The organism is Neobacillus cucumis (assembly GCF_023715505.1).
This window is the reverse complement of sequence record NZ_JAMBOH010000014.1, coordinates 73,741-89,430: the sequence shown is the minus strand read 5'-3', so window position 1 is coordinate 89,430 and position 15,690 is coordinate 73,741. Positions and strand designations below refer to the sequence as shown.

Sequence of the window (15,690 nt, the reverse complement as noted above, 5' to 3'; positions counted from 1 at the left end):
CCTAGAGACCCTCCCGTTTTCTGAATGCAACAATGGCTATCAAAAGAAAAACAATGGCTATTCCTATATTTAATGAAATCGCAGGCAGTGCCGCCATTAAGTCATTGTTATAAATAATTTTTGTTAACGCATCCCTTGCCCATGTAAGTGGTGACAAATTCATCATGAGCTTAAGAAACCCGTCCGCGTTGTCAATCCTGAAATACGCCCCGCCAAAAAAGGCAGCAAGCTGCAGGACGATCATGACAATGGTTTGCATACCTTGATCCGTCTTAATAATATAGCTGAGGCCGAGCCCAAAGCTGACAGCAAGGAATACGAGCGTAAACAGAATGAGCACCACCATTCCGGGATGGCTGCCCCAATTGGCGCCAAAAGCAAACCGGCTGAAAGCCATTACAAGCAAGATGCAAACAAAGTTAATACCGATTCCTCCCAAAATTTTACCCAGAAAAATTTCAATTTTGTTGATAGGTGCGATGGCGAGTCGAATGGCTGTATTCCGTCTTCTTTCCCCTCGGATCAGGGAACTGGCGGAGATGGCACTGTATAAGGCTATCATTGTTGTCATTGCCATCGCATAATAATCCATTGATCCTGGTGCTTTATCAGCATTTAAGGATGTTTCTTTTACATAGTCGCTCGAGGTACTGGCCAATACGGCTTGCACTTGTTCAGGTTTTTCCTTTGCTACCTCGGTGATCAAATTGTATTTATCGGTAAAAGCATTCAGCATGCCTTCAACCATACTTGCCTGGATGCTGTTCCGCTCACTGCCAAAAAATTGAATTCCTTTATCAGTAACTATCACATAAGCATCATATTTGTTTTGTTGAACAGCCCGCTGTCCATTTGTACCATTCGCTGCTTCTGAAAAATGTATGTCATGCTTTTTCGCTTCCTTTATAAAATTTTGGAAAGGAACTGAGAAGTTACTATTATTTTTTTCGGTATATAACACATTGATTTTTCCAATTTTAATGCTTGTGTCAAAGGTACTAGACAAAGCGGTTCCGAGTATTAGCATTAATACAATAGGGAAGGCCAGCATAAACACCAGCGTTCTAATATCTCGGATGTTGCGTTTGAATTCATTAAGAGCAATATTGATGATATTCACGATGGTCTCCTCCTAATCTCTTAAATTTCTACCTGTTAAAGTAAGAAAGACGGTTTCAAGGTTTGGTGCCAGCTCCTGGAGTGAGCGGATTTCCTTTTCTCTGTTAATGAAAAACTGAATAATTTGGTTCAAGTTGATTACTTCCGATTGGGAGTTAATTTTCACCACGTTTTCCTCGATGAGAACGGAATTGACGCCTTGGATTTCCTTTAATGACGCTTCATCGAGGTTTTCTGAGCTTTTCACTTCAATTAATATATCCTTTGTATCCGTAATAATCGCTTTTAATTGCTCCTTTGTTCCTTCCGCAATGACCTTACCATGATCGACAATGGCAATCCGCGAACAGATTTCTTCCACCTCTTCCATGTAGTGGCTCGTGTAAATGACAGTACAGCCCATTTCGTTTAACTTGCGGACAGAGGTTAAAATATAGTTTCGTGATTGTGGATCGATGCCAACAGTTGGTTCATCCATTATAATCAGCTTTGGTCGGTGGGCAATTGCACAAGCAATATTCAATCTGCGTTTCATTCCTCCGGAAAAGTTCTTAGGATAGCTCTTTTGCTTATCTAGCAGCCCGACAAACTCGAGTGCCTCTTCGACCCTTTCTTTCAACTCTGTACCTCGGAGACCGTATAATCCTGCAAAGAATCTCACATTCTCGTAAGCTGTCATATCCTCATAAATCGCTAGGTCCTGCGGTACAATCCCGATATTCATTTTGGCAAACTTACTGTGCGAAGCAATGTTCTTGCCGAGGATATGGATCTCTCCGCTGTTATTTCGTAATAGACCCGAAATCATATTAATCGTTGTACTCTTGCCAGCTCCATTGGATCCAAGGAAACCGAAAATTTCACCTTCTTGAATCGCTAAGGACATATTATCAACAGCAATAAAATCGCCAAATTTCTTTGTTAAATTTTTAATCTCCAACACGTTCATAAACTCACCTCATATGGAATGGTGCCTGACACCATTTCCTGTATTTGTAATTTAATTATAAGGAAAAAGGGTGAACTAACATAAGTGCATTAGTTCACCCTTCATACATGAGAAATTTCATGTCTTTCATATGAATGCTTTCATTAGGCGATGGGGAGGAGGGTGGTGACCGAGAATCCATTGGTTCCATCGACGATAATTGTGCCTTTTATGGAGGCGGTCCGTTCTTCCATTCCTACGATGCCGAGCCCTTTTACTACTTTGCCGGATCCAATCCCTTTGCCGTTATCCCGGACCTCGACACGAACTAGCTTATTCAATACCTGAAAGTCAATCGATATTTCCGATGCACCTGAGTATTTTAATGAATTCGTGAGGGCTTCGGTGATATTCTCAGTAATAATCTTCCATTGAATCGGCGTAATCAGATCTATGTTTCCTTTGTATACAAACGGCATTCGTAACTGGTGCTGGATGGAAAACTCTTCTATGAACAGTTTTAGGCGCTGCAAGCCGATTTGTTCGGAGGGAGGCTTCATATTTTTTAAGGTAATCCTAATATCCTCAATGCCTTCTTTTGAAATGTTTATCGCATTCTGAAGCAGCTCCACAGCTTTAGTCTGATCAATGGCCACAAGAGTCTTCGCGGCTTCCATTTGAATCAGTGCGCCAGTCATGGAGTGGCCGATGCTGTCATGAATCTGCTGGGAAATCCGGTTGCGTTCCTCTAAGCGATAGGTATATTCCGATTGCCTAATGTACTCTTTATTTTCATGAAGGCTTTTGGAGAGCCGCTGCATATCAACGCGCATCTTATCAAGCGTATTCTCATAGCTGAGCAGCCTTTTCGAGAAATGGATGCTCATAAAATATACTACAAAGCAGAAGAGGGCAACCAAACTGTATGATGCCTGTTGCAGAGGGACAATCAATACAGGCATCAATCCCACTACCAATAACAACCACTTTTTTCCGAAAAAAGGCCAGGTAAGCTCATAGATATTATTTGGAAGGAGCAGGATGAATAACGAATTCACTTCCCGAAAGAAAATAAAAATAAGCGTCATTGACACGAGGTGAATGCCAATCTTCACTTTTTCCGATTGAACAAGGTAAACAGTAATATTGATACTGATATACACTAAAATCGAAAGGACAATCCAAGCCAGATTGCCCGTTTCGGATTGGACATAGGAAAAGCTGAGAAACAGGATAATAATAAGCTTGCTGAAAATGATCCATAATTCCATCGCCTGGTCCTCTTAATCTACTGAGCCAGTAAGAAAGTAAATGGCAATTTGTGTTCGATGCTCCAAGCCAGTTTTACCTAGAATTGAAGTAATATAGTTAGCAACCGTGCCTTCCGAAATAAACAGCTCCTTTGAAATCGCCTTGTTGGAATAGCCCTTTGCAATCAGTGTCATGATGTCCATTTCCCGCTCGGTGAAGAGGCTCGCATCCACCTTGGACTCGGGTTTTGCATTGCCAGTCATTTTGGATTTAACCTTATCGAGTACGACATCCTGCATAACGGTGTTACCATAGTAAACACTTTTAATGGCATCGCGGATCCGTTCCGGGTCGGTATTTTTCAATAAGTAGCCTTTTGCCCCATTCTTTATCGCATCCATAATGTACTCATCATCATCAAAGGTAGTCAGAATCATCGGCTTAGTCTTTGTTGTTTCCGTCAGAAGTTTTGTTGCTTCAACGCCATTCATATTGGGCATCCTTACATCCAGAAGCGCAATGTCAACTTGATGATGTTGACAATATTTAACTGCTTGCTTACCATCATCTACGGTTGCCAGTACCTCAAACTCTCCGTATGTACTTAAAATGATCTTCATACCCTCGCGAATAAACGAATTATCGTCCGCAATCAAAATTTTTATATTCATCTCACAGCAGGACTGACCTGCCCTTCACATCCTTAAATTGGTAGTAGGTAACATAAACATAGCAGAAAGAAGGATTTTTGAGGAGTACCTGATCATAAATAAATTTTATGATACAAAGAATTAGTGCACATTAAAAAGGAGCTTTATTTTTAGCTCCCCTTTTAAAACATAATGAATCTTTATTAATTTTTTATCCAGGTCAATAATCGTAGTATGTCAAATGGTTGATTCCAAGTAACAATAAAACTCAAAAGGAAAAATGAAGAAACTGCTAAAAACTTTATATTACCTTGCTCCATTTTATACAATGCAGCAAAACTTGCAAATAATCCAAATAAACAAAATACTAAATCCTGAAACCATTAGTGACTCAAAATAAATTGAAAAATTATAAGCAGAACTTATGAATAGGACACCTAAAATAGTAAATATAATAGATAGTTTACTAATAGTTTTCATAAGAAACTCTCTTTTTACCAAATTATACCAATCTCAAACAAGTACGCTAATATTTGTTGAGGGTGCATAAAAAGATTTGGTCCCTTTTTTGAAAGAAAAGTTAAAAAACGCCAAATGATTGGCGTTCAATTGTCAATAATTATCTAGATCAGTATCGATTTGTCCTCCATACTTGCCACGTGGTTCAGGAACCTCGTCTAATATGATCGGCTTTTTAGAAGCATCGGTTGTTGAATCGTTATTGCTTTTATCATTCGATTTATGATTTTTATCCAAAGGTATCACCTCCATGTGTTAAGGTATGGAAAAATCGGGATAATATACAGTTAATTCCATAAAATTAGTTGAAAAATTATTAGTGGTCACAGTCTGAATAATTAATATATAATGGTAGAATCACGCTTTTGGAACATATGGAGTGGAAAGATATGCTTAATGAAATATTCATGTACAGATTTACCGTTATCATAGCAGGCGTATTAAGTCTCTTTTTATGCTTTTTCGCACAATTCAGGCTCAAGGATGCGCCTGGCGCAAGGCCTTATATATTAGTAACTCTGTTCTCGGCTTTTTTTACTTTTTCATATGCCCTTGAACTAGCAAGTCCGTCGCTAGAGCGAATTAAATTTTGGTTAAACATCGAGTACCTTGCTATGCCTTTTATCCCCGTATTTATTCTATTAATGTGTTTTGAATATGTGGAACAAAAGCTAAAACGATATTTATACTATGTCCTTTTCGTAATTCCAATCATAACCATCTTTATGCATGAAACAAATGACTTGCATCACTTATACTATACCTCCATGGGGCTGAATAGTGACAGTCCATTCCCGATTCTAAAGGTAGAACACGGTCCTTGGTTTTACGTTCATTCTATCTTTCTCTTTTTATGTCTAATGATCAGTATTATTACATTACTCATGAAACTAAAAAGGGCGAAATTTCGTTTTCGAATCCAAATCATCTTGATGGCATCAGGAATAGTTATGCCAATCATAGCGAATTATTTTTATTTAAATGGATTAAGTCCATACGGCATCGACCTAGGACCGGTTTCCATGAGTATTTCTTTTATTTTCCACGGTGCTGCGCTTTTATCCTATCAAATGTTCAATGTCACTCCCATTGCAAGGGACTCGGTATTTGAAAGCATGAAGGATGGAGTACTTGTTTTAAATCAAAATGGTGTAATCGTCGATTTTAATAATGCTATGCTAGATGTCCTACCAAATTTAAACTCTCAAGTAATTGGAAAATCAATAGATAATGGATATGGTCGACTTGCGGACATTATTAGGCTTGAGGAGGAATTGGATTATGAACTGTGCGTAGACGAAGAAAAGACTTACTACCATATTCGTTTTTCCACTGTTAGTAATAAAAATAATAAACTAATAGGGAAGATCATCACTTTTGTGAATGTGACAGAACGAGTCCTTCTTCAGGAACAGTTAAAGAATTTAGCTAGTATCGATGGCTTAACAGGAGTATACAATCGAACCTTTTTTATGCAGGAATCGGAAAAAATGCTGGCTTCCCGTAACTTAACCGGGGGAAAAGTGTCCGTCATCATGTTTGATATTGATCATTTTAAAAATGTAAATGATTCGTTTGGACATCAAGCTGGAGATAGGGTTTTAGCGCATGTTGCTAGTTTGGCAAAGGAAAGTCTGCGAAGCACCGACATCATAGGGCGGTATGGCGGTGAGGAGTTCATTCTATTACTGCCAGATACACCTTTAAACGTGGCATATGAGCTTGCCCAATCCCTTCGTGTAAAAATAACAGAGAGTGTAACTCCTTTTATGGACAAAGAAATTTATGTCACATCAAGTTTTGGGGTATCATCAGCTAAAATTATGGGGGGAGATCATGGTCAAACCTTACAAAACCTAATGAGAGAAGCTGACCAAGCGCTCTATGGAGCTAAACGCAAGGGGAGAGACCATGTTGAACTTTTTGAGCAAACTTTAGAGTATTCAAGTTAGGAGTAACTGAGAATAGATCGGGAACTTTCTGGTATAATATTACAGGATTTAGCTGTATCTGTAAAAATTTTTGTTATTTTGACATTAAAAAAGACAAGCTGCTCTTCATATATTCTAATGCATGATAAATTTATTTGAAGGGAGCATACATTTATGGTTTTTCTTTGTGTTTTACTTGCGATCCTATTGGTGGGAATTATTGGTTTCTTCATAGTGAAAAAGTCAAAAGTAAAGCAGGAAGAATTTCAAAACGCTGACACTTCAGAGGCATTACCCAAATTTAGATTTGATGATTAATAAGATGTTTCTATGAAAATTAAATGGTTTACTATTAACGGGTTCATTTCGGCTGTCACATTTTTGGCAGCCTTTTTGTTTGTATTGATAGAGGATTAAAGTCAAATATCTGTAGGGTGCTGATTAAACTATTTTGCTCTAAAAGTTAGCCCACATGTTTCCAATGCAGTCCTGAGCTTGGGGATAGAAGCTGGTCCCATACCATGAAATTGCAAAATCTCATTTTCGCTATAGTTGGAAAGCCGTTGTAAAGAAGTGATCCCATTGTCTTCCAACGCACGTCTGGCTGGTGCCGAGAGAATAGACAGAAATCCTTCTGCAGGTTTCCGTTCTTGCTCACAAATTGGGCAGGTTGGACAGTCGCTGCTTTTATAGAATTTGTGGCCTTTATCGCAAGTCCTTAAACTATTTATTGAAGTTGTCATTTTTTTAGACCCCCTGTTTGATCGTACATTAGTTAATTTAATCATATATTAACATAAAATCCCATTAACTTAGAAGAAGGTTAGATTTTATAGTGTTGAAAGGTCGGAAAAATAATACATTTTTTTCAAAAAATAGATAAGTGTGTTATAATTTCAACTAATTTAATAAAGAGGGTGAAAAGAATGATTAATATGTTAGGTCAAATCATGTTGTATGTGAATAATCAAGATGAGGCAGTTAAATTTTGGACAGAAAAAGTAGGTTTTAAGGTGATTTCAGAGGAAAATAATGCTCAGGGGATGAGATGGATTGAAATTGCCCCAACCAATGGAGTCGAGACAAGTATAGTCCTACATAATAAGGAACTAATTTCTAAAATGCAGCCAGAATTAAATCTTGGTACACCCTCCTTAATGTTTTTTTCAAAAGACCTAGATCAATTATATACTGACTTATCAAATAAAAATGTTACTGTTGGTGAAATGGTCACTATGCCTTCAGGTAGAGTATTCAATTTTGCAGATAGTGAAAATAATTACTTTGCCGTAATGGAAAGAAAGTGAAAATTAAATTACAATGTTCAGCTGTCATGTAGGAAAAACGATTAAATAAATCAAAGCGTTTCTACTAAAAGTGGAAGCGTTTTTTTTACTTTTATAATAATCAGAACATCACAAATATATAAAAAAGTATACCAATGTGTGAGTTATATAAAATGGATTTACTTGGAAGTTATCCATATGTTTTAATAGAATTATACCTGTTATTTAGGATATCTCAGTGTAAAAGTGGGTGTATCGGTTTGACGAATAATGAGACATACGACGTGCTGACCATTGACACGGTTTCACGACAACTAGGCATTACACCGAGAACGCTTCGTTACTATGAGCAATTCGGGCTAATTTCCCCTGCATTACGTACAAATGGCGGGCATCGTCTTTATGAACAAAACACGATTGATCGTCTTAAGCAAATACTGCGGCTGAAAGATTATTTGGGTATCTCCCTTCAAGAGATTCAGGAAGTGATGGAGGCGGAAGAGTCGCTTAAAGACATAAGACAGACGTTTCATGAGAATGCCGAGAGTGCCGATGTACAAAGAGTGCTGGTGAATGAGTACATCGATGTTTTGCACAACTTAATTGAAAAGATGAATTCGAAAATAGAAAACGTTGTAACCATGCGTGATATGTATCAAGAGCAAGTGGAACGTTCTTTACACTTTATGGACGAATTGAAGAAAAGGTAAAAGTCCCAATCTAATTCCTTGGAGCAAGGTCATTAATAAGATGATTAATGACCTTGCTCCTTTTTTTTATTTATTAAAAGATATGAAACAAGGAATATATTTTTCTAAAAATTCATATTATTTAATGACGTTGACGTTAACGTCAATTATGAATGAGGAGGTTTTTATGATGTGGCAACTTTGGCTTACTGGACTAATCGGTATCTGGCTCATCATTTCTCCGTGGGTGTATGGTTTCACAATTAATGTTGGCGCTATGTGGAATAGTGTCATTTTTGGAATCATCGTCTTAATACTAGCTATTTGGTCAGGCTCGGCGAACAAAAATAATTCTTAGAACAGTTTTAAATCTGCCAACAGCAAGCTATCTTTATTTTTTGCCGCTGTTGTTGGCAGAAATTATAAGTATGTATAGGAGATGCACAATGGATTGAATCAATAACAAAAATAGATAGCAAACAAGTGAGATGATTTCTAGCATAGGATTTCCATAAATCAGAGGAGCGGATGCGTTTTGGAATATACAGTTCGAAAGGTGAGAACAAAAATATTTACAGGTTCCCCTAATGATGTCGAGGAACAGGTAAATATTTTTTTAAATACGCTTGACCAAATGAATTATGTAGATGTCAAGGTAACAACTTTGGACGGAGGCATAATTTCTGCAGTGGTTGTGTATAAGGTCGTGCAAAAACTATAGAAGAATGGTCAAAGCTTGAAGAAAATATTTTAGTCACAAAGGGCAGCTCTATTTGATTTTTATAACCCAATGGTTTAGTTGCAGAAGGAAAAATAAAAAAGAGTTGAATGCTGTTTTTTTATTTTTCTTTTATTTGAATTAAATAGTAGGTTATTTTGCATTTGAATATGATTTCAACTGGAGGTAATACTAACCAAAAATGTGGATGAAGGAGTTCCCATGCAAACGATCAAAACTATTAAATTAAGTTCAAATAAAACAAACACGAAAGAAAAATTAACTTCAGCAGAAATGGGCAAACTTTGGGCAACTTATACGGGAAACAGTATGGAAAAATGCGTTTTAAGTTATTATCTCCAACACGTTGAGGATGAGGATATTAAAACTTTATTAGAGAATGCATTAAAATTATGCGAAGAGTTTATGAAAGTATCCAAAGAAATTTTTGAAAAGGAAAACTTTCCTATTCCTATAGGGTTCAGTAAAGAAGATGTAAACCTTGGTGCCCCTAGGTTATTTGAAGATCAATTCTATGTTCATTAATTGAAAAATATGCAGCTAAAGCCGGTATGAGTATCTATAACGTAGGATTACCTCTTGTTTATCGAAAGGATGTAGTGGAGTTTTTTACTTATTGTATGAATTCCACCATGGCTTTGATGGAACAAATCAAAGAGATACTAATGAACAAAGGTTTTATCATCAAACCACCTCTTATTCCGGTTCCGGATAAAGCGGAATTTGTTCATCAGGACTTTTTAAATGGTTTTTCGGACATGTCAGGCCTTTGCATGCTTTAGAAATAACTCATTTTTACGATAATATTGAAAATAATGTAACGAGTAAAGCGCTCATTATGGCATTTGCACAAGTTGCAAAGGATGAAAAGATTAGGAAGTTATTTGAAAAAGGCCGAGACCTGACAACTAAAAATATTGAAGCATATATGCAAAAGCTTTCTGGTGAAAATCTGCCTTCCCCGCCTTTTCTTGACCATTTAGTAACGGCATCTACATTTTCTCCCTTTTCTGACAAGTTAATGTTATTTCATAAGATGGATATGTTTTCAATGAAAATAAGAGCTTTTGGAAATTCAGTGGCTGTAAATGGACGACATGATATAGGCATGATCTATTCAAAATCGTTTATGAAAATCTCCCTATTTGTTGAAGAGGCTGCAAAAACGATGATTGAAAAGGGGTGGATGGAACAACCACCTCAAGCAGTGGATAGAAAAAATTTAACAGCAAATTAGTAGTTATTTGAGCTGAAAAACTGATACCGTTTCAATTACTTAACCCGTCCATTTTTACTCTTGTCCATCATTCTTAATTTAGAGATGACGACATATTAATAGATTAAAAAGACAGGACAAGGTGATATAAATTTTCCAGAAATTAGTGGCTACTCTTATTGGCAGTTTGCTATTAGGAATTGGGGTAAATGGGTTTTTAGTACCCCATCATTTAATTGACGGCGGAGTCCTTGGAATTGCGCTAGTACTTCATTACTTTTTTAATTTTCAGACTGGAGTTACAATGGTGGCTCTGAGTTTGCCAATCTGTATAATCGCATCAACAACGGAAAGAGGGTATTTTTTTAGCAATGTACAAGGGCTGTTGTTTTCTTCTCTGTTCATTGATTTGCTTTCACCGCTGCGTAATCAATTTTTCCTATCACACCTTTCAAGTGCATTAATAGGAGGAGTCATGATTGGAACGGGTGTTGGTCTAATGCTCAGATATAAAACTAGTACTGGAGGCACTGACTTACTTGCTAAAATCATTGCTGAAAATTTCACCTTAAATATTGCCCTTGCCATCATAATCATTGATGGACTCATTGTTTTAGCAGGTTTTACTGTACTGGCATTAGACACATTCCTTTATTCATGCGTGGCTATTACGATTGTTGGCATAACAACTTCCTTGATTAAAGGGTATTCTTCTTAGGAAAGTTGAAAAAAATAAAGCAGCGTAAATAATGTGTTTTGACTTAAAATTAAGTTTTAAGGGTTGACTGATGTTAAAAAAAGTAATAAAATGGTGAAAATTCAAAAAAGTTAAACGCAATGATTGGGAGTATTAAGGGATATTTATTGTTTAGAGAGCTGTCGGTTGGTGTGAGACAGTCAATAACGCCCCCAACTCACCCAGGAGTGGTAAGGCTGAAATGTAGGCCTTAACGGTTGATCACCGTCATAAAGTCGTTAAGTGGATTCGTTTGCTTTTTAAATGAATCAAAAAGAGTGGTACCACGTAGGCAAAGCCTGTCGTCTCTTATGAGATGATAGGCTTTTTTTATTTAAAAAGGACAAATTAAATTGATAAAAAAGGTGGGCAACAGAATGAAAAATATTGAAAAGTATTCCAGAGGATATTTTATGCCTCCAGTAAAAAGCTTAAAATGGACGGAAAAGGAGTATATTGAGGAAGCTCCAACATGGTGCAGTGTGGATCTGAGAGATGGAAACCAAGCCTTGGTTGTGCCGATGAGTCTAGAGGAGAAGCTGGAATATTTTCAATTACTGTTGGAAGTAGGCTTCAAGGAAATAGAAGTGGGCTTTCCTGCGGCATCTGAAACAGAATATACTTTTTTACGTACCTTGATTGAACAGGAATTAATTCCTGAAGATGTGACGATTCAAGTTTTGACCCAGTCAAGAGAACATATTATCAAAAAAACGTTTGAATCGCTTCAAGGCGTAAATAAGGCTGTCGTCCACCTTTACAATTCAACATCCGTCCCGCAGCGTGAGCAGGTGTTCCAAAAAACGGAGGAAGAAATTATCGACATTGCTGTAACCGGGGCAAAAATGGTTAAGAAATACGCTGCCGAAACGGAGGGGAATTTCCAGTTTCAATATTCACCGGAAAGCTTCACGGGCACAGAAATGGAATTTGCGCTTGAAATTTGCAACCGGGTACTGGATGTATGGCAGCCTACAGCTGACAACAAGGTGATTATCAATCTTCCAGCTACAGTATCCATGTCAATGCCACATGTTTATGCGAGTCAAATCGAATACATGAGTGATCATCTAAACTACAGGGACAATGTGATTCTTTCCCTTCATCCACATAATGACAGGGGAACCGGGGTCGCAGATGCAGAGCTCGGAATGCTTGCAGGAGCACAGAGGGTAGAAGGAACACTGTTTGGAAATGGAGAAAGAACAGGAAATGTAGACATCGTCACACTTGCCTTAAACATGTATTCGCATGGAGTGAATCCAAAGCTTCATTTTGAAAATATCTATCATATCCTTGCCAAGTATGAAAAATTAACAAGAATGAAAGTTCATGAAAGACACCCCTATGGCGGTGAACTTGTCTTTACGGCCTTCTCAGGATCACACCAGGATGCTATCGCAAAAGGAATGAAGTGGCGTGAGGAAAGAGAAAATGAGTTTTGGACAGTCCCTTATCTATTAATTGATCCAAAAGATATTGGCAGACAATATGAAGGCGATATTATCCGGATTAATAGCCAATCTGGTAAGGGCGGTATCGGATATGTGCTGATGCAGAATTTTGGACTTGATCTGCCGGCCGAGATGCGTGAAAGCTTTGGGTATAGTGTTAAACATGTTTCGGATCATTTGCACAAAGAACTTATGCCAAATGAAATCTATGATATTTTCTTAAAAGAATATGTCAATATTCATACCCCTGTTGAGTTTCTCAATTACAGATTTACTCAAAATGAAAAATATGAAACAACTGTATCAGTTAAAATAAATAACGAGGCTCATGAATTTACTGGTGTAGGGAATGGGAAACTTGATGCCATCAGCAATAGTCTGCAGACCACACTTGGTATCAATTTTAAAGATTTAGTTTATAAGGAGCATGCACTAGAAAGAGGATCGGAATCAAATGCTGTATCTTATGTCGGGTTTACGGCGCTAGATGGTGCTGTTTATTGGGGCTGTGGGATTGATGCTGATATTATGACTTCTTCCATAAAGGCGTTGTTTAGTGCCGTAAATAAAATGGTATCTAGTGTTGAATCTACCATTGGAAAAGATTATTCTCTTTCAAAGAGATAAGTTTTCCAGATTTATTTTATAAGTATCGATTTGGGCAGCTGCGTGATCTGTTGTATACAGTTAATGCGGCAGCCCTTTATCTTATTTTGAAATTAATCTTTTAAAAGCTAAAGCTACTTTAACTAATACGATAATTTTGGTTCTGGAAGTGTAAATACATATGAAAATGATCGATGCTCATATTCATTTAGATCAATATGAAGATCAAGAAGTAGAGTTGATATTGGAAGGTTTAGATTCGATTGAAGCATTGCTGTCCGTTTCATTTGACCTTGAGTCATGTAAGCAAAATTTAGAATTATCGAGAAAGTATCCAAAGGTAAAGCCTGCATTTGGGTTCCACCCTGAGCAAAGTCTGCCCACTGAAAAAGATTTCAGCATCCTGATAGAATGGATGAATCAACATCGAACAGAAATGATGGCGGTTGGAGAGGTGGGTTTGCCATACTATCTAAGATTGGACCAAAAGCTATCTAGGCTTCAGTACGGTCAATATATTGAACTCCTTGAGATGTTCATGAAATTCGCAAAGAAATGGGATAAGCCGATTGTTCTTCATGCAGTCTATGATGATGGCCCGATTGTTTGTGATCTTTTAGAAAAACATTCAGTGACAAAGGCCCATTTCCATTGGTTTAAAGGGGACGAAATGACCGTTACGAGAATGATTCAAAATCGATACTATATTTCAGTTACACCAGAGATTGTCTATAAAGAGAAAATCCAGACCTTAGTTCAAAGCTGCCCATTGGAGCAAATGATGATTGAAACAGACGGTCCATGGCCGTTCGAAGGTCCATTTTCGGGAAAAATGACTCACCCTGCTATGATGAGGGAATCAATTTTCAAGATTGCAGAAAAAAAAAATCTTTCAGAAACAGAGGTCTCTGAAAGATTAGTTGAAAACACTAAGAAATTTTATGGGATATAGATCAGCTAACTGTCTATTAGTTACAAGATGGATTCAGCCAATAACCTATATATTTCAATTTTGTCCTCAAAGTTATATATATTACTAATAATTATGAATTCTTCAGTCCGGTATTTTTCGCTCAACCGAAAGATTTCGCTTTTAACTTTTTGCGGTGTCCCAATAATCATCCGCTTTCGATTTTCCTGTATTTTCGTCCGTTGATCATATGTTAATGACGTGCCCTTTGCCTCTTTAACAGACGGTATTTTTGTGTCAATGCCTTTTTCAACAGCTAATAGCCATAAATCCTGGCTTAAAGCTAATTCTTCGGCCTTTTCCTGGGTTGAGGCACAAACGACAAAAACACAAACATTTGCTTTAGGCTCTGCTAACGCAGCTGAGGGTTGAAAATGCTGATAATAATAGTCTATTGCCCGCTCTCCATTGACTGGAGTAATAAAATGTCCATAAGTAAATGCTGTCCCATTTTCTGCTGCCAGCCTTGCACCGCGGTGTGTGATTCCCAGAAGCCACAGTTCCGGTAAACCTGCAGTATCAGGGAATGCTTGTACATCATGGAAAGGGTGGTCTAAAGGTAAATGATTCTGTAAAAACCCTTGGAGGTCTTTAACCTGCCGAGGGAATTCATTCAGGCTTTTTCGTAACCCATCTGTCAACGCCAGTCGTGTCGTCGCGGAACCGCCTGGGGAACGCCCGATTCCTACGTCAATTCGATTCGGAAACAAGGCTTCTAAGACCTTAAAGTTTTCGGCAATTTTATAAGGAGCATACTGAGGGAGTAATACACCGCCTGAACCGACACGAATTTTTCTAGTATTGGAAGCAATATGAGATATCAGGACTTCTGGAGAAGAGCCGGCCATTCCATTGGTATTATGATGTTCGGAAACCCAAAACCGAGTATATCCTAGCTCTTCCGTTATTTGTGCTAGTTTAACCGTTTTTTGTAAAGCGGTACTTGCTGATTCACCTTTACATATGACTGATTGATCGAGAACACTTAATTTCAATTGTTAAACCTCCAGCTAAACAAGCATACCGCATCGTTTCAAATTTGTTCTATCGTCTATGTTGTCTAATTTTACCTTTTTTTACTGCCATATATAAACAAATAAAAAAAGATATAATACACAATTATATCTTCGAAAATGATTATATTTCATTGTTTATAGAGAATAAAGCTCGAGTACCGTTTAGGTATATGTTTGACCCAATACTGATGGAATTCATCCAGTACTTCTTTTGCAAATAAGTCTCCTTCACCTTCATCCCTTATTACCCCGTAATCCAATCTGCTTTGATTGGTAGCACCATTAAGCTGAATGGAATTTTCTAAGTCCAATTCAATATAGAATTGCACTTCAATGCCATCCAAATTGGTGATAGCAGCAAGATAATTGCCGAATTCTTCGATAAGTATTTCGATGCTCCAGCCTTTTTGTTCACATTCTTTTAAAAATGCTTGATATAATCTGATAAAGGTATTTAAATCCATTTAGACTCCACATCCTTTACAGAATGTTAAATGTTTTTCTATCTGACAAATGACTAGAAGTTCACTCCGGTTTTGTTCCTTATCAAACTATATGCATTAAGTCCAACGAAAAGAAG

At 37.4% G+C, this 15,690-nt stretch carries 17 protein-coding genes, 1 pseudogene and 1 other annotated feature; of the genes and pseudogenes, 10 read left to right on the top strand and 8 right to left on the bottom strand.

All coding sequences use genetic code 11. The features are described from left to right. Nucleotide 1: 1 nt before the first annotated feature. The 5 genes from M3226_RS19165 to M3226_RS19145 form a co-directional block, all read right to left on the bottom strand. Nucleotides 2-1,120 carry an ABC transporter permease gene (locus tag M3226_RS19165; RefSeq protein ID WP_251568187.1) on the bottom strand — a complete coding sequence of 373 codons (1,119 nt, stop codon included), beginning with the start codon at nt 1,118-1,120 and terminating at the stop codon, nt 2-4. 12 nt (nt 1,121-1,132) lie between these two features. Beyond that, on the bottom strand, nt 1,133-2,068 hold the full coding sequence (locus M3226_RS19160) for an ABC transporter ATP-binding protein (protein ID WP_251568185.1): 936 nt from the start codon (nt 2,066-2,068) through the stop codon (nt 1,133-1,135). Between the two features lie 143 nt (nt 2,069-2,211). Then, complete coding sequence (locus tag M3226_RS19155; RefSeq protein ID WP_251568184.1) at nt 2,212-3,318, bottom strand: sensor histidine kinase; 1,107 nt, start codon at nt 3,316-3,318, stop codon at nt 2,212-2,214. A 12-nt stretch (nt 3,319-3,330) separates the two neighbouring features. Then, on the bottom strand, nt 3,331-3,969 hold the full coding sequence (locus tag M3226_RS19150; RefSeq protein ID WP_251568181.1) for a response regulator: 639 nt from the start codon (nt 3,967-3,969) through the stop codon (nt 3,331-3,333). Between the two features lie 591 nt (nt 3,970-4,560). Then, nucleotides 4,561-4,704, bottom strand: a complete 144-nt coding sequence (locus tag M3226_RS19145; protein WP_251568179.1) for a hypothetical protein — start codon at nt 4,702-4,704, stop codon at nt 4,561-4,563. Between the two features lie 152 nt (nt 4,705-4,856). Between M3226_RS19145 and M3226_RS19140 the strand changes: the two genes are divergently transcribed. Both M3226_RS19140 and M3226_RS19135 read left to right on the top strand, forming a co-directional pair. After that, a complete protein-coding gene (locus tag M3226_RS19140; RefSeq protein ID WP_251568177.1) occupies nt 4,857-6,419 on the top strand; it encodes a histidine kinase N-terminal 7TM domain-containing diguanylate cyclase in 1,563 nt (520 codons plus the stop codon). Between the two features lie 153 nt (nt 6,420-6,572). After that, the gene (locus M3226_RS19135) at nt 6,573-6,716 is read left to right on the top strand and encodes a hypothetical protein (protein ID WP_251568174.1); all 144 of its coding nucleotides are present in this window, start codon (nt 6,573-6,575) and stop codon (nt 6,714-6,716) included. A gap of 128 nt (nt 6,717-6,844) precedes the next feature. Here the strand turns inward: M3226_RS19135 and M3226_RS19130 are convergent, their stop codons facing one another. Beyond that, nucleotides 6,845-7,129, bottom strand: a complete 285-nt coding sequence (locus M3226_RS19130; RefSeq protein ID WP_251568361.1) for an RNA polymerase alpha subunit C-terminal domain-containing protein — start codon at nt 7,127-7,129, stop codon at nt 6,845-6,847. Nucleotides 7,130-7,324: 195 nt separating this feature from the next. Here M3226_RS19130 and M3226_RS19125 point away from each other — a divergent pair, with 195 nt between their 5' ends. From M3226_RS19125 to M3226_RS19090, 8 genes and pseudogenes are all read left to right on the top strand, one after another. After that, nucleotides 7,325-7,705 (top strand): VOC family protein, encoded by a 381-nt coding sequence (locus M3226_RS19125; RefSeq protein ID WP_251568172.1) that lies wholly within the window; start codon nt 7,325-7,327, stop codon nt 7,703-7,705. Between the two features lie 239 nt (nt 7,706-7,944). Further along, entirely contained in the window at nt 7,945-8,394 is a 450-nt protein-coding gene (locus tag M3226_RS19120) for a helix-turn-helix domain-containing protein (RefSeq protein ID WP_251568170.1), read from the top strand. A gap of 40 nt (nt 8,395-8,434) precedes the next feature. Further along, complete coding sequence (locus M3226_RS32980) at nt 8,435-8,731, top strand: SPW repeat protein (RefSeq protein ID WP_445165002.1); 297 nt, start codon at nt 8,435-8,437, stop codon at nt 8,729-8,731. A 177-nt stretch (nt 8,732-8,908) separates the two neighbouring features. After that, a complete protein-coding gene (locus M3226_RS19110) occupies nt 8,909-9,094 on the top strand; it encodes a hypothetical protein (RefSeq protein WP_251568160.1) in 186 nt (61 codons plus the stop codon). A 219-nt stretch (nt 9,095-9,313) separates the two neighbouring features. Next, a pseudogene (locus M3226_RS19105) lies at nt 9,314-10,349 on the top strand (DUF3231 family protein). Between the two features lie 145 nt (nt 10,350-10,494). After that, nucleotides 10,495-11,046 (top strand): YitT family protein, encoded by a 552-nt coding sequence (locus M3226_RS19100; RefSeq protein WP_251568158.1) that lies wholly within the window; start codon nt 10,495-10,497, stop codon nt 11,044-11,046. A gap of 110 nt (nt 11,047-11,156) precedes the next feature. Continuing rightward, nucleotides 11,157-11,377: a binding site (T-box leader), on the top strand. A 64-nt stretch (nt 11,378-11,441) separates the two neighbouring features. Beyond that, nucleotides 11,442-13,145, top strand: a complete 1,704-nt coding sequence (locus M3226_RS19095; protein ID WP_251568156.1) for a 2-isopropylmalate synthase — start codon at nt 11,442-11,444, stop codon at nt 13,143-13,145. A 160-nt stretch (nt 13,146-13,305) separates the two neighbouring features. Beyond that, nucleotides 13,306-14,076, top strand: coding sequence for a TatD family hydrolase (locus M3226_RS19090; protein ID WP_251568154.1), 771 nt, complete (start codon nt 13,306-13,308; stop codon nt 14,074-14,076). 20 nt (nt 14,077-14,096) lie between these two features. On the opposite strand, the gene M3226_RS19085 is transcribed toward M3226_RS19090, so the two are convergent. Next, nucleotides 14,097-15,089 carry an LLM class flavin-dependent oxidoreductase gene (locus M3226_RS19085; RefSeq protein WP_251568152.1) on the bottom strand — a complete coding sequence of 331 codons (993 nt, stop codon included), beginning with the start codon at nt 15,087-15,089 and terminating at the stop codon, nt 14,097-14,099. A 149-nt stretch (nt 15,090-15,238) separates the two neighbouring features. Next, nucleotides 15,239-15,574, bottom strand: coding sequence for a hypothetical protein (locus M3226_RS19080; protein WP_251568143.1), 336 nt, complete (start codon nt 15,572-15,574; stop codon nt 15,239-15,241). Nucleotides 15,575-15,690 lie beyond the last annotated feature (116 nt).